The organism is Shewanella mesophila, assembly GCF_019457515.1.
Taxonomy (GTDB): Bacteria; Pseudomonadota; Gammaproteobacteria; order Enterobacterales; family Shewanellaceae; genus Shewanella; species Shewanella mesophila.
In genome coordinates, this window is sequence record NZ_CP080421.1 from 3,202,378 (window position 1) to 3,224,517 (window position 22,140).

The 22,140-nt window shown below is 43.7% G+C and carries 16 protein-coding genes and 1 tRNA gene; 7 read left to right on the forward strand and 10 right to left on the reverse strand.

The features are described from left to right. Position 1 precedes the first annotated feature (1 nt). Positions 2 to 355 (reverse strand): dihydroneopterin aldolase, encoded by a 354-nt coding sequence (gene folB / locus K0I73_RS14235; protein ID WP_220061728.1) that lies wholly within the window; start codon positions 353 to 355, stop codon positions 2 to 4. A gap of 298 nt (positions 356 to 653) precedes the next feature. Here folB and plsY point away from each other — a divergent pair, with 298 nt between their 5' ends. Continuing rightward, positions 654 to 1,262 (forward strand): glycerol-3-phosphate 1-O-acyltransferase PlsY, encoded by a 609-nt coding sequence (plsY, locus tag K0I73_RS14240; RefSeq protein WP_220061729.1) that lies wholly within the window; start codon positions 654 to 656, stop codon positions 1,260 to 1,262. Between the two features lie 506 nt (positions 1,263 to 1,768). On the opposite strand, the gene tsaD is transcribed toward plsY, so the two are convergent. Then, positions 1,769 to 2,782 carry a tRNA (adenosine(37)-N6)-threonylcarbamoyltransferase complex transferase subunit TsaD gene (gene tsaD / locus K0I73_RS14245; RefSeq protein ID WP_220061730.1) on the reverse strand — a complete coding sequence of 338 codons (1,014 nt, stop codon included), beginning with the start codon at positions 2,780 to 2,782 and terminating at the stop codon, positions 1,769 to 1,771. A gap of 324 nt (positions 2,783 to 3,106) precedes the next feature. On the opposite strand from tsaD, the gene rpsU reads away from it, so the two are divergent. From rpsU to K0I73_RS14270, 5 genes are all read left to right on the forward strand, one after another. Further along, complete coding sequence (gene rpsU, locus K0I73_RS14250; protein ID WP_006080725.1) at positions 3,107 to 3,322, forward strand: 30S ribosomal protein S21; 216 nt, start codon at positions 3,107 to 3,109, stop codon at positions 3,320 to 3,322. 6 nt (positions 3,323 to 3,328) lie between these two features. After that, on the forward strand, positions 3,329 to 3,772 hold the full coding sequence (locus K0I73_RS14255) for a GatB/YqeY domain-containing protein (protein WP_220061731.1): 444 nt from the start codon (positions 3,329 to 3,331) through the stop codon (positions 3,770 to 3,772). 96 nt (positions 3,773 to 3,868) lie between these two features. Continuing rightward, a complete protein-coding gene (gene dnaG, locus K0I73_RS14260; protein WP_220061732.1) occupies positions 3,869 to 5,596 on the forward strand; it encodes a DNA primase in 1,728 nt (575 codons plus the stop codon). Positions 5,597 to 5,722: 126 nt separating this feature from the next. After that, positions 5,723 to 7,561 (forward strand): RNA polymerase sigma factor RpoD, encoded by a 1,839-nt coding sequence (gene rpoD, locus K0I73_RS14265; protein WP_220061733.1) that lies wholly within the window; start codon positions 5,723 to 5,725, stop codon positions 7,559 to 7,561. 195 nt (positions 7,562 to 7,756) lie between these two features. After that, positions 7,757 to 7,833: transfer RNA gene (locus tag K0I73_RS14270), tRNA-Ile, on the forward strand. 172 nt (positions 7,834 to 8,005) lie between these two features. Here K0I73_RS14270 and K0I73_RS14275 read toward each other — a convergent pair. Both K0I73_RS14275 and K0I73_RS14280 read right to left on the reverse strand, forming a co-directional pair. Further along, positions 8,006 to 8,944: a GGDEF domain-containing response regulator gene (locus K0I73_RS14275; protein WP_220061734.1), complete on the reverse strand. Its 939-nt coding sequence runs from the start codon at positions 8,942 to 8,944 to the stop codon at positions 8,006 to 8,008. Positions 8,945 to 8,991: 47 nt separating this feature from the next. Continuing rightward, a complete protein-coding gene (locus tag K0I73_RS14280) occupies positions 8,992 to 12,606 on the reverse strand; it encodes an ATP-binding protein (protein ID WP_220061735.1) in 3,615 nt (1,204 codons plus the stop codon). A gap of 163 nt (positions 12,607 to 12,769) precedes the next feature. Here K0I73_RS14280 and K0I73_RS14285 point away from each other — a divergent pair, with 163 nt between their 5' ends. Next, positions 12,770 to 15,223: an EAL domain-containing protein gene (locus K0I73_RS14285; protein ID WP_220061736.1), complete on the forward strand. Its 2,454-nt coding sequence runs from the start codon at positions 12,770 to 12,772 to the stop codon at positions 15,221 to 15,223. Between the two features lie 121 nt (positions 15,224 to 15,344). Here the strand turns inward: K0I73_RS14285 and K0I73_RS14290 are convergent, their stop codons facing one another. The 6 genes from K0I73_RS14290 to K0I73_RS14315 form a co-directional block, all read right to left on the reverse strand. Then, positions 15,345 to 16,631, reverse strand: coding sequence for an NAD(P)/FAD-dependent oxidoreductase (locus K0I73_RS14290; RefSeq protein WP_220061737.1), 1,287 nt, complete (start codon positions 16,629 to 16,631; stop codon positions 15,345 to 15,347). Positions 16,632 to 16,734: 103 nt separating this feature from the next. Beyond that, on the reverse strand, positions 16,735 to 17,562 hold the full coding sequence (locus K0I73_RS14295) for an ABC transporter permease subunit (protein WP_220061738.1): 828 nt from the start codon (positions 17,560 to 17,562) through the stop codon (positions 16,735 to 16,737). Continuing rightward, positions 17,559 to 18,467, reverse strand: coding sequence for an ABC transporter permease subunit (locus K0I73_RS14300; protein ID WP_220061739.1), 909 nt, complete (start codon positions 18,465 to 18,467; stop codon positions 17,559 to 17,561). The genes K0I73_RS14295 and K0I73_RS14300 overlap by 4 nt, the downstream gene beginning before the upstream one ends. Positions 18,468 to 18,478: 11 nt before the next feature. Beyond that, positions 18,479 to 19,615: a polyamine ABC transporter ATP-binding protein gene (gene potA, locus K0I73_RS14305; protein ID WP_220061740.1), complete on the reverse strand. Its 1,137-nt coding sequence runs from the start codon at positions 19,613 to 19,615 to the stop codon at positions 18,479 to 18,481. Between the two features lie 100 nt (positions 19,616 to 19,715). Next, complete coding sequence (locus K0I73_RS14310; protein ID WP_220061741.1) at positions 19,716 to 20,816, reverse strand: polyamine ABC transporter substrate-binding protein; 1,101 nt, start codon at positions 20,814 to 20,816, stop codon at positions 19,716 to 19,718. A 179-nt stretch (positions 20,817 to 20,995) separates the two neighbouring features. Continuing rightward, entirely contained in the window at positions 20,996 to 22,096 is a 1,101-nt protein-coding gene (locus K0I73_RS14315) for a polyamine ABC transporter substrate-binding protein (RefSeq protein WP_220061742.1), read from the reverse strand. Positions 22,097 to 22,140: the final 44 nt, after the last annotated feature.

The window sequence follows — 22,140 nt, forward strand, 5'->3', positions numbered from 1 at the left end:
GTTATAAGTGACCTCGTTCAATCTCTACACCCACAGCAGTCGCGGCGGGCACAGCGCCTGGTTTCATCACTTTGACTTTGACCCAAGGCACGTCAAACTCTGTCATCACGCACTTAGCACAAAGTTCGGCAACCGTTTCAATTAACTCTATCGGTTTTTCTGTAATCAATGCGGTCAACCGATTTGATACAGTTTCGTAGCAAAGCGCATACTGATAATCATCACTATCGGCGGCTTGACGGTTGTCCCATGCCATCTCCAGATCGATCACTAAATTCTGGTGGATCTGCTTTTCCCACTCGTAAATCCCGATCACCGTTTCCACTTTAAGTTGTGAAATAAGCACCTTGTCCATAATGCCTCCCAATGGGCAAATTAAATGTGGTCTAAAAAGAGGTCTAATAAGCTAATGAGCTCAATCTTGATATAATCACAAAATTGATCAGATATCTGTCATTTCCCCTTTCGTACAGCCGAAAACCCAAGTAGGATAAGCTGCTGTAATGGCAACGAAACAGGGTGTATGAGAACGGATGACAACACCCAACGACTCATTACAACGACATGATCAACCAGTGCGTAGAATACAAGGTTGAATCAAAGGCCTCGATGCTAGGTCGCGATAATACCTTAAGAAGGATAAGGAAACCAATTTGAGCTTAACGCTGCTGACTCTAGCAATGATATTGAGCGCCTACCTAGCAGGTTCAATTTCAAGTGCTGTGCTAGTATGTCGTCTTCGAGGATTACCCGATCCGCGCAGCGAAGGTTCAGGCAACCCTGGCGCAACCAATGTTCTGCGTATTGGTGGAGCAAGCGCCGCGGCCATGGTGCTATTATTTGATATGCTCAAGGGAGCTATTCCAGCTTACGTGGCTTTCAGATTAGGCGTGGATGCCATTTCCCTAGGCCTGATTGCTATCGCCGCTTGTTTAGGTCATATATTTCCCATCTTTTTCAAGTTTAGAGGCGGTAAAGGCGTTGCAACTGCATTTGGTGCAATGGCTCCTATTGGCGCAGACTTGTCGCTGTCGCTTATAGCAACTTGGGTGTTATTGGTATTAATCTGCCGATACTCCTCACTTGCCGCCATCACCACCGCACTTTTGGCACCCGTCTATACTTGGTATTTTGATGAACGTTTTACCCTGCCTGTCGCCATGCTCTCATTGCTCATAGTCATTCGACATAGGGAGAATATTCATCGACTACTAAAGGGGGAAGAGCCAAAAGTGTCGAGAAAGAAGCAGGATAAAATTTAACAGTAGCTATAACAGTACGTTATACCCATCAGTATAAGAAAGTGATCTACTCAGCGTGTTTTTTGGCAACTCATTCAAGGTGAATGGGCGATGGAATGGTTGATCCCTTATGAGGCCATTCAACGCAGAAGTAGGAAGGTAAAAAACACGCCTAATAGGCGAGTTTAAGCGCTTTTGATGCTGCGTTAACGCGTTTGACCCTAGTTCAACTATGCTCTTCACTCGCTGCAATCAACAGGGTCTAGCATATTCCCGACATACTTAAGACATTCCCTCCATCTCTAGCGGTCAGATGCCTTAATGCACGACGATATGGATAATAGGAGATAGGGTAACGCATGAAGCGGTTACCGAGCATGTAGAGCCGAGGAGCAATTAAGGGCTTTGCCTCATAAGCGCTAATTTTTCGCTGAGCGATCACACCTTTATACTGATAGGTATTATAGAAATAGCTGAAATCACGAGGGCTATTAAATTATAGCCCTGTGCTTGTCAGCATATAAGCGTTATACCGCAGGTAATGAATCTAATGGCCAACGCGGCATGCCTTTTACCGCCAAGTCTTCTATCTGTCCAGCCTTAAGACGTTGCATTCCCGCATAGGCAATCATCGCACCATTGTCGGTACAGAACTCTCCGCGAGGATAGTAAACTCGACCACCCAATCCTTGCATCATTTCAGCTAAAGATTCTCTTAAACGGCTATTGGCACTTACTCCACCCGCGATCACTAAGCGGTTATATCCAGTCTGCTTAAGGGCACGTTTACATTTAATCGCGAGAGTATCTACGACCGCCTCCTCGAAAGCTCGGGCGATGTTAGCACGAGTCTGTTCATCATCAGGCTCAGATGCAATGGTATTGGCAGCAAAGGTTTTAAGGCCTGAAAAACTAAAATCGAGTCCAGGGCGATCTGTCATTGGTCGAGGAAAACGGTAACTGTTTGGCAAACCTTGAGCCGCAAGCTTAGCAAGCCTTGGTCCACCGGGATAATCTAACCCCATCAATTTAGCCGTTTTATCAAACGCTTCACCAGCGGCATCATCGACAGACTCACCCAGCACTTCGTAGCGACCAATCCCCTCAACTGCAACCATCATAGAGTGACCGCCAGAGACGAGTAGCGCCAAGAAAGGAAACTCAGGAATATCATCTTCTAACATTGGCGCCAGCAGATGACCTTCCATATGATGAACACCAACAGCAGGTTTACCCCAAGCAAAGGCAAGTGCTCTACCAACACACGCACCCACCAACAAAGCCCCGACAAGACCAGGGCCTTTGGTGTAGGCGATGCCGTCGATATCATCCGCAGTACAGTTAGCATCTTTCAACGCTTGCTTAATTAATGGCACAATCTTACGAACGTGATCGCGAGACGCCAGTTCAGGTACGACCCCGCCATAGTCAGCATGTAACTTAACTTGGCTATAAAGCGTATGAGATAAAAGACCTTTTTCGTCGTCATAAACGGCGATACCTGTCTCATCACAAGATGTTTCTATACCTATAACTCGCATCGTTTCCTGTCTACTGAAATTAAGTGGCGGCCAATTTTACCTGCTCAATTGAAATTATACCAATCTTGCTTATCAGCAACGTCTTTAGGCCACATCCTCATAAACAGGATCACCGCCATTGTTATATAGCGCGGAGCTGCGACGCGGCATTAAATCACATTAAATGCTAAACTAGATCCCTGTCGACGGGAAAGATCGCGAAATGGATCGCCATAAAGGGGTTTACAAAGGGTAGACTGTCGGTATAGAATTCCGCACCATTTTTAAATTAACTTGGGTTAAGAAATTAACTCAATACAACCTACACCTAAGGGGTGATGGCGTATGCCAATTATTAAAGTACGTGAAAATGAACCATTTGACGTAGCTTTACGTCGTTTCAAGCGCTCTTGTGAAAAAGCTGGTATCTTAGCCGACGTTCGTGCTCGTGAATTTTACGAGAAGCCAACTACTGCACGTAAGCGTGCTAAAGCCGCTGCAGTTAAGCGTCTTGCTAAGAAGCTTTCTCGTGAAAATGCGCGTCGCGTACGTTTATACTAATCTCTTATGAGCCTAGTTGATCAGCTAAAAGACCAAATGAAAGATGCCATGCGTGCCAAAGATAAGGTGCGCTTGGGAACTATTCGTATGGCATTGGCTGCCGTCAAACAGATTGAAGTGGATACCCGCGAAACTCTGAATGACGATCAAGCCATAGCTGTCTTAACCAAAATGGTTAAACAGCGTCGTGATTCGATTGCTCAATATACAGCAGCCGGTCGTGACGAGTTAGCAGATGCAGAAGCAAGTGAGATTCAAGTACTTGAAACTTTCCTGCCTAAACCTCTTTCACAAGAAGAGATTGCTGAGCTAGTAGATGCAACGGTCCAAGAGGTCGGAGCATCATCCATGGCGGATATGGGCAAAGTAATGGGAGCGTTGAAACCTAAGGTACAAGGACGAGCTGACATGGCGGCAATTGGCGCTATGATTAAGGCTAAACTTCAGTAACTTAGTGTTCGATGTATGAATGAGCCGTGCTTAAGCACGGCTTGTTTGTTTGTAGGATTTCTGTTTCATTTCGCGAAAGGCGGCATTTATACAGCAATGGCGATACCTCGTGATTTTATCAATGAGCTTGTAGCTCGCACCGATATTGTCGATCTTATCGATGCTAAAGTCCCCCTGAAAAAGGCGGGGAAAAATCATTCTGCCTGTTGTCCGTTTCATAGCGAAAAATCGCCCTCTTTCACCGTAAGCAGAGATAAGCAGTTTTACCATTGTTTCGGCTGTGGTGCCCATGGCAACGCAATTGATTTTGTCATGGAATATGACCGACTCGACTTTGTCGATGCCATTGAAGAACTCGCCGGTCAACTCGGTCTCGAAGTACCTAGAGAACAAGGTACAGGTAAGCGTCGCGACGAAGGCTTGAGTCGAGACCTATATCAGTTGATGGAAGAAGCGAGTCTTTTTTTCCAAAATCAGCTGAGACAACATACAGATAAACAGAAAGTGCTCGATTATTTATCCCATCGAGGGCTATCAGATGAAGTGATAAAACACTTCAATATAGGTTTTGCGCCCGATGGCTGGGATGGACTCCTTAGCCGTTATCGCCAGAATCAAGATTCGCAAGACAAACTCCTCACCGCGGGAATGGTGATCGAAAATGACAGTGGTAAGCGTTACGATAGATTTCGTGACCGACTAATGTTCCCGATCCGCGATAGACGAGGCAGAGTCATAGGTTTTGGTGGACGAGTGCTTGGTGATGGTACGCCAAAATACTTGAATTCGCCCGAAACGCCCATATTTCATAAGGGATATGAGTTATATGGCCTATATGAACTAAAGCAACGCCATAGGGACCCAAATCAAATATTGATTGTCGAAGGGTATATGGATGTTGTTGCATTGGCCCAGTTCGATGTTGATTATGCGGTAGCGTCTTTAGGCACCTCAACGACAGCTGAACAGTTTCAACTACTGCTGCGCAGCGCTAAAGAGGTCGTTTGTTGTTACGACGGAGATAAAGCAGGAACGGAAGCGGCATGGCGCGCACTAGAAACAGCTCTGCCACTGCTAAAACCTGGCGACCAGGTTAAGTTTATGTTCTTGCCCCAAGGTGAAGATCCTGACTCTATGGTTCGGCAGATTGGCAAGCCCGCATTCGAGCAGTTAATAACAGAAGCTAAGCTGTTACCCGAATTTTTATTCGATACCTTAGCCAGCCGTTACGGCACAGATAAAGGCACCCTGGCTAAACAAGCTATGGCGCTGATTGAAAAGGTACAAGATACTGTTCTACAAAGTTTATTACTGGAAAATCTAGCCTATAAACTGGGGATGAACAGTGCGGAAGAGTTGCAACGTAAACTCGGTTTTCAAGCTAAAAAGCAGAGCAAACCGATGCAAAACAAAGCGCTTAAAGGACGTGGAACACCATTGCGATTAGCCATCGCATTACTCGTTCAACATCCTCGCTTGGGTAATGACTTACCCGAGCAGCCAGCGCTAAAACATATCAAGATGGCAGGCATTGAGTTGCTTACCCTCTTATTAGACCGAACTCGAGCAGATAAGATTAACAGCGCACAACTACTTGAACAGTTCAGAGGTGATGACCAATTAGGCACCCTGAAGAAGCTGACCCAATGGGAACATCAGGTGGCGGATGAAAATTTACAGCAAGAGTTCAAAAAAGCCCTGATATGGTTAAACAATCAATACATTGAACAACGATATCAGGAATTGAGCTTAAAACAGCACCATACTAAAGAAGAGCGGATACAATTGAAAAAGCTCATCGCTGTGATGCAAGGACAAATTTAAGAGCAAATTTTGTCTCAATAAGTAAAGACTTGGACTAGCACAGCATTGCACACACGGCTATAATTGACGATTTGCGCGGCACTAATTTGCCCGTCGTTTAACAGTTACCCAACTTGGATGATATCTATGGAGCATACTCCGCAGTCGCAACTTAAATTGTTGCTTGCCAAAGGTAAAGAGCAAGGTTATTTAACCTATGCAGAAGTGAATGATCACTTACCTGCAGATATGGTCGATTCTGACCAGATCGAAGATATTATCCAGATGATAAATGACATGGGTATTCGCGTCTATGAGCAGGCGCCGGATGCCGATGACATCATGATGTCTGAAGACAGCACCGATGAAGATGCTGCAGAAGAAGCTGCCGCTGCGCTTGCTACGGTAGAGGCAGAACTTGGACGCACAACAGACCCTGTTCGTATGTATATGCGTGAAATGGGTACAGTTGAGCTTCTTACCCGTGAAGGCGAGATTGTTATCGCTAAGCGTATCGAAGAAGGTATTAATACCGTTCAAGCCTCAGTAGCTGAATATCCTCAAGCAATTACCATGATTCTTGAGCAATACGATCGCTATGAAGCTGAAGAAGTCAGACTATCAGACATTATCTCTGGATTTGTTGACCCTAATGCAGAAGATGTTGCCCCAACCGCAACACATATCGGCTCAGAATTATCTGACGACGAACTCGATGACGAAGACGACGAAGATGATGATGATGAAGACGACGAAGAAGATGATACGCCAAAAGGGCCAGATCCAGAGGAAGCTCGCGAGCGTTTCACTCAGCTTCGCGTAGCACATGAACATGCGTTAAAAGTGATTGCTGAAAAAGGTCGTGAACACCCTGAAGCCACTGGTGCACTATTTGCGATTGGTGAGATCTTTAAAGAATTCCGCTTAGTGCCAAAACAGTTTGACCGCCTTGTGAAAAACATGCGCGAAATGATGGATAAAGTGCGTATTCAAGAACGCCTCATCATGAAGCTATGTGTTGAACAAGCTAAGATGCCAAAGAAAAATTTCGTTAAAGTATATACTTCTAACGAAAGCAGCATCGAATGGTTTAATGACGAACTTGCAGCGAAAAAACCTTATGCTGAAGGTCTAGAAATGGTTGCAGACGACGTAAGACGTTGCCGCGCTAAACTAGATGCAATTGAAAACGAAACTGGTCTTGCTATTGCTGCAATCAAAGACATCAACCGTCGTATGTCAATCGGTGAAGCTAAGGCTCGTCGTGCGAAGAAAGAGATGGTTGAAGCGAACTTACGTCTGGTAATCTCAATCGCTAAAAAGTACACCAACCGTGGTCTACAGTTCTTGGATCTTATCCAGGAAGGTAACATCGGTCTGATGAAAGCGGTTGATAAGTTCGAATACCGTCGTGGTTATAAGTTCTCGACCTATGCTACTTGGTGGATACGTCAGGCGATCACTCGCTCTATTGCTGACCAAGCAAGAACGATCCGTATCCCAGTACATATGATTGAGACAATCAACAAGCTAAACCGTATCTCTCGCCAAATGCTACAAGAGATGGGCCGCGAACCTTCTCCAGAAGAGTTGGCTGAGCGCATGTTGATGCCAGAAGACAAGATCCGTAAAGTACTTAAGATAGCCAAAGAGCCTATCTCTATGGAAACCCCTATTGGTGACGATGAAGATTCGCACTTAGGTGATTTCATCGAAGATACGACCCTTGAGCTACCACTGGACTCTGCGACTGGCGAAAGCTTGAAGAACGCGACTCATGAAGTCTTAGCAGGCCTAACGGCTCGTGAAGCTAAAGTGCTGCGTATGCGTTTCGGGATCGACATGAACACTGACCACACCTTAGAGGAAGTGGGCAAGCAGTTCGATGTAACCCGTGAACGTATTCGTCAGATTGAAGCGAAGGCGCTACGTAAGTTACGTCACCCTTCTCGCTCAGAGATCTTAAAGTCATTCCTAGACGAGTAACCCTTGTTTAAGTGACTAATTTAAAACCCAGCATCTTGCTGGGTTTTTTGTTTTTATGCTTTGCACAAGCCTAGATTGATTAACAGATAACCACTTGAATTCAAACTTAGGATTTGAACGAAAAACTGGGGTGACAAGCGCAATCAAACCTCGTATACTTCTCAGCGCTTTCGATAGTGACGACTATCTTAAGTCGGCCCCTTAGCTCAGTTGGTTAGAGCATACGACTCATAATCGTCAGGTCCACAGTTCAAGTCTGTGAGGGGCCACCAATTTTGATAAGCCGCTTAGAGAAATCTAAGCGGCTTTTTCATGGCTAGAGTTTGCAATCTCGCCTCCTGTCCATATCCGGTAACAGATCAGTAAAAGATCACTGGTTACTCTAGAACACCGGCTCATCATCATTTCAAATGCCAAACAGTTTAAGCTTTAAGTAGATTAGCTTTATTCGTTTGAGGGTTCTATACGATCGCGACCATGTTCTTTAGCAAGATACAACTGTTTATCTGCGGCCTCAATTTCTCGCTCCCAGTCAGATGCATTATCAGGAATAATCGAGCTTACTCCCGCACAGATAGTAACGTACTCGCTCACACCTGAATCCGAATGGGGTATATGCAGCTCCCTGACCGCATCAACGATCTGCTGTGCCAAGACTTTCGCCCCATTCATATCGGTATCGGGTAAAACACAGATAAACTCTTCACCGCCGTAACGCGCACAGAAGTCATAAGGTCGCCTAATGGTATTGGCTATAACCTGAGCAATACGAATCAGCGCTTTATCCCCTTCTGGGTGGCCATATATGTCGTTAAAACGTTTAAAGTAGTCGACGTCTAACATCAGTATCGATATGGGTGAGTGCAGGCGAATACTGTTACGCCAAGCTTCAGGCAGACGGCGTTCAACATGGTGGCGATTACCTATCCCAGTTAAACTATCCAGCATGACTAAGGATCGCAGAGTGTCCGTTTGTTTTTTCAGTAACAGTTGGTTTTCGACTCTAGCCTTTGTGATGGTGGTATTGATAGGCTTATGAATAAAATCGGCCGCGCCCATATCAAACCCCTTTGCTTCTATCTCTTCGTCATGATGAGCCGATACAAATATGATCGCGATATCCTTAGTTAAATTATCGGCTTTGAGTTGTTCGCAAACATCAAAACCAGACATGTAAGGCATCTCAATATCCAACAAAATAAGATCTGGCTTAAAGCTTCGGCAGAGCTCAATCGCTTTCTCACCACTTAAGGCGAATGCGACTTCGTGTTGTCCCTTAAACAGCTGAGATAAGATGACGATGTTCACCTGCAAATCATCAACAAGCAAAATTCTTCCTCTACTATCTACTTCGAGTCCATAACTTTGATTTTCTGACGCCATCGAACCAACCTTAAACTTCTATAAGTTATGATGTTATTGTCGACTAATCATCTATTGCAGGCTTGATCAAGCTGTTGCGCTAAATAGCATTTTATTAGCGCGACAATCCTCTGGTACGAAGGTACTATGTCATCATACAAGTTGATCAAGCTGTGTTTGTTGTGTGCTTTCGCTGCAGATTCTAAGTCGGATAGTTTTACTTGTAACTCTACCGCACCAATACTGCTTGATAGCCCCTTTAATCCATGACTCAATTGACGCGCCTTTTCACAATCACCTAGTTCAATTGCCGCTTTTAGTTCGCCAATCTGTAATGGAGTGGAGTCTAGGTACATCTGACAAATTTCAATAAACAACGGAACATTATCCATCAATCGAGTAAGCGACTGGGTGATATTCCATACATCATCACTTACATCTAACTCATCACAGGCACTGTTATCAACTTCACTATCAAGACTATCAATTTGCATATCCACACTATAACTATCAGCACTAATGTTAAAACCGTCAAATTGCAAACCTATCTCATTGTTGATAGTGGGAAGTTTTTTCGGGAAATATCCAGAAACAACCCAATTGAACACTTTTTCTTGTAACTCCTCCGCCACAATGGGCTTAGTGACGTAATCATTCATACCCAAGTTAATGCATTTTTCGCGCTCTCCCATCATGGCGCTAGCGGTCATAGCGATAATTGGCGTCGAAATATACTGGTCTCCGGCCTTACCTTGACGAATCTCTCTAGTACACTGATAACCATCCATGATCGGCATTTGGCAATCCATTAAAATACAATCGATTGGCTTGTTGTCTTCAGCACAACTCATTAATACGTCTATTGCCTCTTGGCCATTTTCAGCTTTTACAAACACAAGGGGCAATGTCGATAACACGCCTATTGCGACCTCTATATTGATGTTATTGTCATCGACAAGCAAAACCCTTGCACCTGCAACCTTATTCAATGCAAACTTATCTAATGTAAGCTGAGTACGACTCGCATCAAACTCGCTATGATGATAATAACTAGAGTCAGGCAGTTGCTCCTCCTCTTCGCCAAACACCTTAATTAACTCAGACATCAGTAAAGGATTATTTATTAATGTCACCTCGACATGAGTTACTCTCAATGGAGGCTCTCCACTTCTCTGAAAAATCAGTACCTTTGGAGGATTAAATCTAGATACGAGTTCGGTCCACCTATTATCTAACTCGGCGAGCAGTGGATCTTGTTGTTCAATGATAATGACATCGGGAAGTGATTCTGGGCAACTTTGACTATCAATAAGCCAATCCAATAATGATTGCACCGAAACCACCTCCCCACCTAATGCCATTAACGCTCTCTCGATACATACCAACTGTGGTGGCTTTGCCACCCTTAAAGCACATCTATATCCCGCTAACACAGGAGGCAAAGAAGTTAGCCTGTAATCTCCCTCTTTAAGATTCATGGTAAAAGTAAAAGTACTACCAACACCCTTTTCCGATTCAAAACTGATACTGCCATTCAGTAGCTCACTTAACTGCTTACATATCGATAACCCAAGCCCTGTTCCACCATATTTGGATGAAATACTCATGGTTTCCTGAGTAAATGCCTGAAAAAGTTTGTTGTGGTTTTCAGCTGCAATTCCAACCCCGCTATCAGAAACATGACACGTAAACTGCATCTCTCCTGTATTTGTAAGCAGGTTAGTAACGCTCACCTTAATCATCCCTTCCTCGGTGAACTTAATGGCATTATTAATTAAATTGGCCAAAATTTGTGACACTCTATGCATGTCACTGACGATCGAAATACAATTTAAATCAACCAGGTCAATAATAAAATCCAGCCCTTCTCCCTGTGCTTTAACAGCCATACTGCTGCACAAGCTTTCAACTAAATGACGCGGGTTGAATGGCTGGATATTAAGCTCTAACTTACCAGCTTCTATCTTAGAAAGATCCAACACATCATTAATGAGTATCGCTAGCGCATTGACGCTAACCTCTGTCATATTCAAGTAACGAGATTGACTAGCGGTCAAGGGCTCTCGCCTTAGCAAATTTAAGGTACCGACAATACCGTTAAGAGGAGTTCTCATCTCATGGCTTATATTTGAAATAAAAGCACTTTTAACATGGCTTGCCCGCTCTAGCTCTGCGGTTCTAATCGCGACCTTTTTCTCTAATTCTGTGTTGATTGATTGTATTTTTTGAGCGGCACGCTTTTCAATCGTGATATCGCTAATGATCACTGCGCCCCCACAGCTCTGATGATGTTCATTAGTAATCGATGACAGAAAAACCGATAGATATAATTGTGTTCCATTACCCTGCTTAAAAGAGGTTTCAAGACATAGTGACCTACCATCGCAGTGTAACTTGTCAACGAGTTCTGCGAGATCAACCTCCTCCAATAGTGATAAATCACTAAGCATTCTACCTATGGCATACTTGGCATCATAGCCAAAAAGCAGCTGAGCAGAACGGTTCCAACTGGTAATTCGACCTATGGTTGAAACCGATATAATCGCATCTTTTGAGCTACCAATAATTGCCGAGGATTGTGCTCTTGCGGCAGCAAGAGCATGGCTGTTTTTCGCATTGCGATGAACAATGGTTACCACAAAAGCGAAGAGTAAAGATAGGGCTAACATAAATGAGTAAACGCTAAAGCGTCTAGACATCATAATCTGATCAATGTTGTTTTTTGAGATAAGCAAAATCGCTTGCAATTGACCATTTTGACTATAACTAGAAAGCGTTACATCGTCTCTAAAAATATAATATGGCTTGTTATCCGTATATTTATCAATTGCTTTATGAAAATCCTCCTCAACCTCATCAACGATAAAATAACGCTTATCCCATCGCTGTTCAGGCGCTAAGTCTCGGCTAAACTGCGCCCCCTTATCTGGATGTACCAAGAAAAATCCATCATGATCGAGCAATATAAATTGATAGGGAGACGGGATCATCATTTCGAAGGAGTGCAGTAATTGCTCAACATTAATATTTGCAATCATAAAACCAAAGCGCTTACCTGACTCGTCAAAAATCGCAATTGATAGCCTCAACATTGGTCGATGAGGATACTCGATTCGGCCAAACTCTCTATTAAGCGAGATAGCCGAAGTGTAAACCTCATTAGGGTGAAGCTTTACACTCGTAGCAAAATAATCCCGATGACTTTTATTTTGTAAATTAGGATCATCAATGACTTGTACTAGGTTCGCACGCCGATCAACACGCACGATCTCGTTACCATCAAGCGATACTATTCGTAATTGTTCATACTCACTGTTGTTATCTAAAAAAGACTCGAAAATAATTTCCAATCGCTTGCGCCATAATAAATAGCTACTACTATCAACAGGATCGACACCATGATTATTTTTAGCACGAGTTAAACCAGAAACAGGAGGGGTTGAATACAAAAATCGTAAATTATCTAAATATCGAGATAAATGCTCCTGTATTTGATGATCAATTTGGCCACTTACATCAGATAAGTTTGAATGCACCTCGCTAACAATAGAGCGAGTTAGCCGAGATTCGAAACTGACAACGGCAACAGTAGCGACAACAAATAGAACAATAAATGAAAGAGTTAATAGTGAGCCGCCTAATCTATTAAACATATAAGCAAGACTGTTTTTTTTAGTTACCATCCTTGTAACTCCTTAGTATCACCCGTAAGTAGTGCCTTTGGACTTTACTTTATTCAAGTTCAAATATTTAGACTTAACAATATTTTCTAACCATCACACTAAGCAAAGTTAATCGAATAAGCTAAACTGATCATTGACGCACGATATGAAAGGGAGTTCGTAAATGCTTTTCAATAATGACGTTGAATCTCGTCAGAAAATTTTGGTTGTCGATGATGATCCCACCAACTTACATTTATTAAAAACAGCACTTAGCGACTTAGCACTGATACTGTGCAGCTCGGGTGGACTAGACGCCTTAGAACTCGCCTCAAGAGAACAACCTTCAATTATTCTGCTAGATATAGAAATGCCAGAGATGAACGGTTTTGAGATATGCACTAAGTTAAAAAACAATCCAAAAACCTGTAATATCGCGGTCATTTTTGTCACCGCACACAATGAAAGTACATTCGAATACAAATCGTTAGAGCATGGTGGAATCGACTTTATCGGTAAACCCATCGATATCTCTTTATGCCGCCTAAGAGTGAAAAATCACTTAACACTCAAACAACATGAAGCGGCATTGATTGAAGCAAAGAAGGATATGCAAGCACTGGTCAATCAAGTACCAGCCTACATCTCTTACTGGTCAGAAGACTTGAACAATCTTTTTAACAACGACTATAACGGAAAATGGTTAAATCTTCCCCATACCGCGACAGTGACTAAGCATGCATCTGAAATTCTGCCCGCCAATCTTTATTTCGCAATTATGGAGCGTCTTGAATTAGACCAACTACACCATGAATTCGAAATAAAATTTGCCAATAATCTTCACCAAATCACCTATGCACAAGTGCACTTAACCATGGCGAAGTCGGGGACTAAATTCGCAGGCCTACTCTTGACCATGACGGATATCAGCTCGATAAAACAGGCAAAAAAACAACTCAACGTCGAAAATAACCGCCTGAGAATTATGCTCAACTCTATTGGCGATGCAGTTATCGCAACAGACAAGTTGGCACAAATCACATTTATGAACCCCATTGCAGAGCGGCTAACGGGTTGGGTAAACCGCGATGCTATGGGATTACATATAGATGAAGTGATGAATCTATGTGACGCAAGCACAAAATATAAAGGCCAAAACCCGGTAACCATAGCCCTGAAAGAGAAGCGCACCGTAGGTATGGCACTCAACTGCCAGTTAACCAGCCAAGATGGCACAGTATATCGAGTAGAAGACTCAGCGTCTCCAATCAAAGATGATGAAGGAAATATCACGGGAGCAATCATAGTCTTTCATGACTGCAGTGAATCAGTGGCTATGGCGGTTAAAATGAGCCACCTAGCAAACCATGATCAGCTAACCGACCTGCCTAATCGCATTTTACTCCATGATAGAGTCACTCATGCTTGTAATGTCGCTCGAGCCCACAATAAGCTAGTCGCATTACTGCTGATTGATATAGACCACTTTAAATATGTAAATGACTCATTCGGTCACGCTCATGGCGACCTTATTATTAAATTGGTCGCTAAACGATTACAGTCACTCATTGACCCTAATGCCACATTAGCAAGAGTCGGAGGGGATGAATTTGTATTACTGCTGCCTCACATCAAATCAGCCAGCCAAATCGATACCATCGCAAATGACATAGTCCAAAGCACTCGAACGCCATTTAGAATAAAAGGTAATGAACACACGCTATCGGTGAGTATCGGCATCAGTATCTTCCCAACAGACGCCACCAGATGCGAAGAGATGATGACCCATGCAGATGCGTCAATGTACCGTGCCAAAGATTTAGGTAGAAACCGTTTTTGCTATTTTTCTCAGGAGCTAGAGAATCAATTGGTAAAACGTAATCTGCTGATAACACAACTACGAACAGCTATCGATACCGAAGCAATTGAGGTGTATTTCCAGCCAAAACTAGACCTACAGACCATGGAAATTGTTGGCGCAGAAGCCCTCGCTCGGCTGAGTACCCCAGATGGACAAATGATTTCGCCGTTAGACTTTATTCCTTTAGCCGAGGAAGTTGGCTTTATTCACGAATTGGGAAAAATCATATTGCTCAAAAGCTGTGCCGTCGCAAAAAGGTGGAACGACGAAGGTCATGATTTACGCATCGCCGTCAATATCGCAGCCAAACAATTTACCAACCCCAATTTTTGTGAAACAGTAACCAACGCGTTAGAATTGACTGGGCTAAGAAGTAAGTACTTAGAACTCGAAGTGACAGAAAGTGCTTTAATGCATGATTTTGATGAAGCCTTAAGTATTCTCAATACCCTGTCTTCGATCGGTTTAACTATTGCCATCGATGATTTCGGCACAGGTTATTCTAGCCTGTCCTACCTGAAGTATTTCCCAGTTAACACGCTAAAAATAGATCAATCATTCGTTAAAGATATGTTTGTCGATGAGCAGAGTCTAGATATCGTCAAGGCGGTGGTGAATCTCGGTAAATCATTGAATCTTACATTAGTCGCCGAAGGGATAGAAAGCCAGCAGCAGCTAGAACAACTTCAGAGCTTAACGTGCGAACAAGGGCAAGGCTACCTATTTAGTAAACCGTTACTCTTAGAACAGTTTAATCTACTGTTACAAAAACAATAACCCCCCCCAATTCCCCAATATTAAGTTGATATTCATATAGTCATCGGGACTTTGTGAATAAACATAGCGCAACAAAAAACCCGCCGAAGCGGGCTTTAATTAGATCTGACTAGGCTTTAAATTAAATTCCTAATCTATCACGCATGGTGTAATACCAGGCTCCGATAGCAGAAAATGGCACTTGAAGTAGATGCCCACCAGGGAAAGGATAGTGTGGTAAGCCAGCAAACGCATCAAAGCGCTTCGCTTGACCATTAATCGTCTCAGCTAATATCTGCCCAGCAAGGTGAGTGTAAGTCACACCATGACCACTACATCCTTGAGAATAGTAGATATTTTTACCAATACGTCCGACCTGAGGAAGACGAGAAAGGGTCAACAAAAAGTTACCCGTCCAGGTAAAGTCAATTTTCACATCTTTAAGCTGCGGAAAGGTTTCCAGCATCTTAGGGCGAATAATCGCCTCAATATCAGCTGGATCTCTTGCCCCATAAACGACCCCGCCACCATAGATAAGACGCTTGTCGCCTGACAATCTAAAGTAGTCGAGTAAATAGTTACAATCCTCAACACAGTAATCTTGTGGTAGTAACGACTTAGCTAATGCCTCATCTAAAGGCTCTGTAGTGATCACTTGTGTGCCACACGGCATTGATTTGGCCTGTAACTCAGGCATCAAACCATTGAGATAGGCGTTACCAGCGACAATAACAAACTTACACTTAACCGATCCCTCTTTGGTATGCACCACAGGACTTTCACCTTGATCCACTTTAACCACGGCCGAATCTTCAAAAATTTGTCCACCTAAAGACTCAACGGCATCCGCTTCACCCAAGGCTAAGTTAAGCGGATGAATATGGCCGCCACTCTTGTCTAACAAACCGCCCACATAGCGCTCTGAAGCGACAACATTCCGAATACCTGACTCATCAAGCAGCTCTAGATGCCCCATATGACCATGCTTTTCCCACAAGGCTTTTTGTGACTCGAGATGCCCCATCTGCTTTGGGTTAAGTGCGGCAAATACACCGCCGTCTTTAAGGTCACATTGAATATTATATTTAGCCACTAGATGCTTGATGATACGGCCGCCCTCGAACGCCATCTCGCCGAAAAGTTTACCCTTTTCGACACCAACGGTTTTTTCGATAGTATCGATATCGCGGCTGAAACTATTAACAATTTGTCCGCCATTACGGCCCGATGCACCAAAACCGACACGAGCGGCTTCCAGTACGGTAACTTTGAACCCTGCTTCCAGTAGATGAATGGCCGACGATAGCCCAGTATATCCAGCACCAATGATGCAAACATCGGTTTCAATGTTATCGGCTAATTTTGTGCGTAACTGCTTGGTATTGGCAGACGCGGCGTAATAGGAGTTCGCGTGAGGTGTACAGTTCATATAAACCACCTGAATTTTATAAAAATTTTTCAGTTAGATTAGGCAGGCTACGCCGTGATCGGCTATAGCCTGTCACCAGAATTATTGATGAGTTATTGTGAGATTAGTCGCTCGCCATTCTGCTGCGCTTATCTGCGCGGCGCGCCATATACCAAGAGATAAAGGCTATTAAAGACACCATCAAAATGATCAGCGTCGCTAGGGCATTAATCTTTGGCGATACGCCCATTCTCACAGAGGAGAACACCACCATAGGTAAGGTCGTTGCACCCGGTCCTGATGCAAAACTCGCAATCACCAGATCATCAAGCGATAAACTAAAGGACAATAACCAACCAGCGATCAGTGCTGGCGAGATCATAGGTACTGTGATGTAGAAAAAGGTCTTCAGTGGCGTTGCACCTAAATCTTGTGCAGCCTCCTCTATCGACATATCAAGCTCACGTAGACGCGATGACACGACAACGGCAACATAAGCGGCGCAGAAGGTTGAATGGGCAATCCATACCGTCAACATCCCTCGTTCTGCTGGCCAGCCAAATAGGTCTGCCATATGAACGAACAATAACAGTAGTGACAAGCCCGTAATTACTTCTGGCATAACTAATGGCGCAGTGATCATATTCGACAGCGTCATCCGCCCCCAAGAGCGCGCGAAACGCGTCATCACAAATGCCGCCATAGTACCTAAGATCACCGCCATCGTTGAGGCGAAGAACGCCACCTTTAAGCTGGTCCAAACTGCATCTAATATCTGCTCATCGCGAAACAACTCGCCATACCATTTAGCCGAAAATCCCCCCCAAACAGTAACCAATTTAGATTCGTTGAATGAGTAGAACACCAGAATAAACATTGGCGCGTACAGGAAAAACATCCCAGCCCAAAGCATTATGGTAGAAAAACTGAGTTTTTTTAGTCTGTTATTCATACCGTTCTCTCCATACTTCTAGACTGGTAACGATGAAATAGCGTGATAGGTATGATCAATAATCCTAGCATCACAATCGCAAGCGATGAGGCTACTGGCCAATCACGGTTATTAAAGAACTCCTGCCATAGCACCTTACCTATCATTAAAGAATCAGGGCCACCCAGTAGCTCAGGAATAACAAACTCACCCACAACAGGAATAAATACCAACATAGAGCCCGCGATCACGCCACCTTTAGAGAGTGGTAAAGTCACTTTCCAGAAAGTATTTAAACTACGAGAACCTAAGTCTGCTGCCGCTTCCAACAAACTACCATCTAGCTGAGACAAGTTGGCATAGAGTGGCAGGATCATAAAGGGTAAATAGGTATAAATGATACCAATATAGACGGCAAAATTAGTATTAAGCATTTGAATTGGTTCAGATATAACCCCTAGCCACATCAAGAGATTGTTGATAACACCATTGTTACTCAAGATCCCCATCCAGGCATATACACGGATAAGAAACGAGGTCCACGATGGCAGCATCACTAACAATATCAGTACGGTTTGATGTTGTTTAGGCGCTCTTGCAATGGCATAAGCCATTGGATAACCAAGCAGTAAACATCCTATTGTCGTAACACACGCCATTTTCAGTGAACCAAGATAAGCATTCACATATAAGGAGTCTTGAAACACCAATAAATAGTTGCCCAGATTAAGCAGAATATGCAATGACTCATCTGCATACTGGTAAAGCGCTTCATAGGGCGGAATGGCTATCGCAGGCGATGACAAACTGATCTTTAATACAATCGCAAATGGCAATGCAAAGAACATCAGCAACCAAAAATAGGGGATGCCTATTGTCCAAAATCGCCCTTTGGGGAACAATAGCTTAAGCGGATTTTTTTTCATACGGCCCCCACTCATGATCTAAGTACCACACCACTGTCGGCTTCCCAACTGACGAACACTTTCTCTTCCCATGTTGGTGAGTCTGAGCGGCGGTCGCTATTGGTCATTACCGATTGGATCAGTTGGTTGTTACTTAAGCGAATGTAATAAACCGAAATGCCACCTAAATAAGCAATATCTTCGACTTCACCAGCGCACCAGTTATATTGACCTTGCGGTTGCTCTCGTGAAATATGGGTTTTCTCAGGGCGCACAGCCAACCAGACTTTAGTACTATCCACGCTGGTAGACACACCATAGCCAACATAGAATTGTTGAGCGATATTGGGTGATTGAATCACCAAGTGATCCGCTTCATCTTCAACGATGTCGGCTTCAAAAAGGTTAACCGAGCCAATAAATTCAGCCACCATACGGTTAGCTGGACTCTCATAAATATCCGTCGGGGTCCCCGTTTGCGCTATCCAACCATCATTCATGATAGAAATACGCTCTGCCATGGTCATCGCCTCTTCTTGGTCGTGGGTTACCATGACACAAGTCACACCCACAGCTTCCAAAATATCAACAACTTCCAGCTGCATTTGGGTACGAAGTTTTTTATCGAGCGCCCCCATAGGTTCATCGAGTAGCAGTAGCTTTGGTCGCTTAGCTAACGAACGAGCCAGAGCGACACGTTGACGTTGACCACCTGAGAGCTGATTAGGCTTGCGCTTAGCATACGCTTCCATATGCACCAGCTTGAGCATCTCTTGTACTCGCTGATCTATCTCAGCTTTTGGCATCTTGTCTTGCTTTAACCCAAAGGCAATATTTTGGGCGACAGTCATATGCGGGAATAGCGCATATGATTGGAACATCATATTAATTGGACGCTCATACGGAGGCATATCGGTAATATCGACACCATCAAGATAAATACGTCCATCAGAAGGTTTTTCAAAGCCCGCTAACATGCGCAGTAGTGTTGACTTACCAGAGCCTGAGCCACCAAGTAATGCAAAAATTTCCCCACGATTGATATTGAGTGACACGTCGTCTACAGCACGAACATCGTCAAATAGCTTGCTGACTCTATCTATCTTCAGCAATACCTCTCCTTGCGTCTTTGTTGTCGGTTTATTGGTGACGCCCGAATTGCTAGCCATATTACTTCTCCACAAAAAGTGCCTCAGTAGCACCTACTGCAATATTTAGAATAAAGTTTGATTAAAAAGGGCAAGCGAACTTGCCCATAGAACAGTGGCATTACATGCCTGATTTAACTTTGGTCCATACGCGAGTCATAGCACGTTGTGCTTTCATTGGACGTACATCGGCAACATAGAGACGTGATAACACTTCTGCTGTTGGGTAGATGGCAGGATCATTTAAGATCTCTTGGTCAACAAACTCCTGTGCTGGCACATTTGGATTGGCATAAGCAACGTAGTTAGTGATTGGCGCGATGACCTCTGGACGAAGTAGGTAGTTAATAAACGTATGAGCATTTTTAACGTTTTTCGCATCGGCAGGGATGGCTAACATATCGAACCACAGGTTAGCGCCCTCTTTCGGAATAGCGTAGTTAATCTCTTGGCCGTTCTCAGCTTCTTCGGCGCGCGCCGCCGCTTGGAACACATCCCCAGAATAACCGAAGGCAACACAGATATCGCCGTTTGCTAAGTCAGTAATGTAACGAGATGAATGGAAATAAGTGACATATGGACGAACCTTCGCCATCACCTCACCCGCCTTGGCATAATCATCACTACTAGTGCTATTAGGATCTAAACCAAGATAAACCAGCGCCATTGGCAGCATTTCATCAGCAGAATCAAGGAATGACATGCCACACTTGCTCACCTTCTCTGCGTATTTAGGATTAAATAGCAGCTCGAGTGAGTCAACAGGCGCGTCCTCGCCCAATACTTCTTTTACTTTAGCAACGTTGTAACCGATACCCGTAGTACCCCATAGATAAGGCACTGCGTGCTCATTACGTGGGTCTGCAGATTCAAGCTGTTTCATTAGCTCAGGTTTTAGGTTTTTATGATTTGGTAACTGACTTTGATCAAGCTTTTGGAACGCACCGGCATTGATCTGCTTAGCAAGAAAGTTGTTAGAAGGGACGACAATATCATAACCTGAACGACCAGATAGCAGCTTGGCTTCAACCACTTCATTACTATCGAATACATCATAAATTACACGAATACCTGTTTCTTTTTCAAAGTTTGCTAATGTGTCCTCGGCAATATAATCAGACCAGTTATATACGTGAACGACCTCTTCCGCCGTTGCTGCAGAGCTTGCGAATACACCAGCAGTGACTATAGCGAGTGTGGTCATTTTCTTTAAAAGCTTCATGCTATCTCCTTTTTAGCTAGCCAGTAATGTGTCGAAAACTTACTGTCATGGCATTGCCGTTTATACGGCTTTCATTGTTATAGTTATCCAATGCTACAGCTAGTAAAACGCATCGGTAGATTGCTTTACAGTTAAAAATCTTGAACGCCCTCAAAAGTAGCTCCAAGGGCACTCGATAGTTAATAACCAGATTTGGCTTTAGTCCATGCTCTGGTCATCGCTCTTTGCACCTTTAGTGGGCGCACTTCGCGAATATACAAGTTCTTAATGATCTCTTCGCTTGGATAGATACCAGGGTTATCAAGGATCTCTTTATCTACCATGCTCTGTGCACCATCATTTGGATTGGCATAAGCAACATAATTAGAGATATCCGCAATCACATCGGGGCGAAGCAGATAATTAATAAACACGTGGGCATTCTCTTTATTCTCTGCATCGGCTGGTATCGCTAACATATCAAACCAAAGATTGGCGCCCTCTTTGGCAATGGAGTAATTCACTTTTTGTCCATTACCCGCTTCATCTGCACGAGTTGCCGCCTGAAACACATCACCAGAAAAACCGAAGGCTACGCAAGTATCACCATTTGCCAGATCGGTGATATAACGTGACGAATGAAAATAGGTCACATAGGGGCGCACCTTCTCGATGGCTTCACCCGCAGCTTTGTAATCATCAGCTGTTGTACTGTTAGGATCACGACCAAGATAAGAGAGTGCCTGAGACATCATTTCATCGGCAGAGTCCATCATAGAGAAACCACAGCTCGATATTTTCTCTGCATATTTAGGATCGAAAATTAACGCTAACGAATCCACTGGCGCATCTTCACCTAATACCGCTTTCACTTTATCTACGTTATAACCTATGCCCGTGGTGCCCCATAAGTAGGGCACGGCATAACGATTTTGTGGATCGGCTTTCTCTAGCTGTTTCATCAAGTCGGCGTTCAAATTGCCTAAATTCGTGAGTTTGCTTTTATCCAATGGAGCAAAAGCCCCTACTTTGATCTGCTTAGCTAAAAAATCATTTGATGGCACAACAATATCGTAGCCTGAATGGCCAGATAACAACTTAGCTTCGACCATTTCATTACTGTCGAAAACATCATAAATCACCCTAATACCCGTTTCTTTATAGAAATTCTCTAAGGTATCTTTGGCGATATAATCGTTCCAGTTATAGACCTTTAAGATCTCTTCAGCATGAAGGGCACCACTTGCTAAACTGCACCCCATTACCAAACAAGATACTTTTACCATCTTTAATAGTGTCATCAATTTCTCCATTACTACCGCCGTTTACACGGGGTAAAACTGTT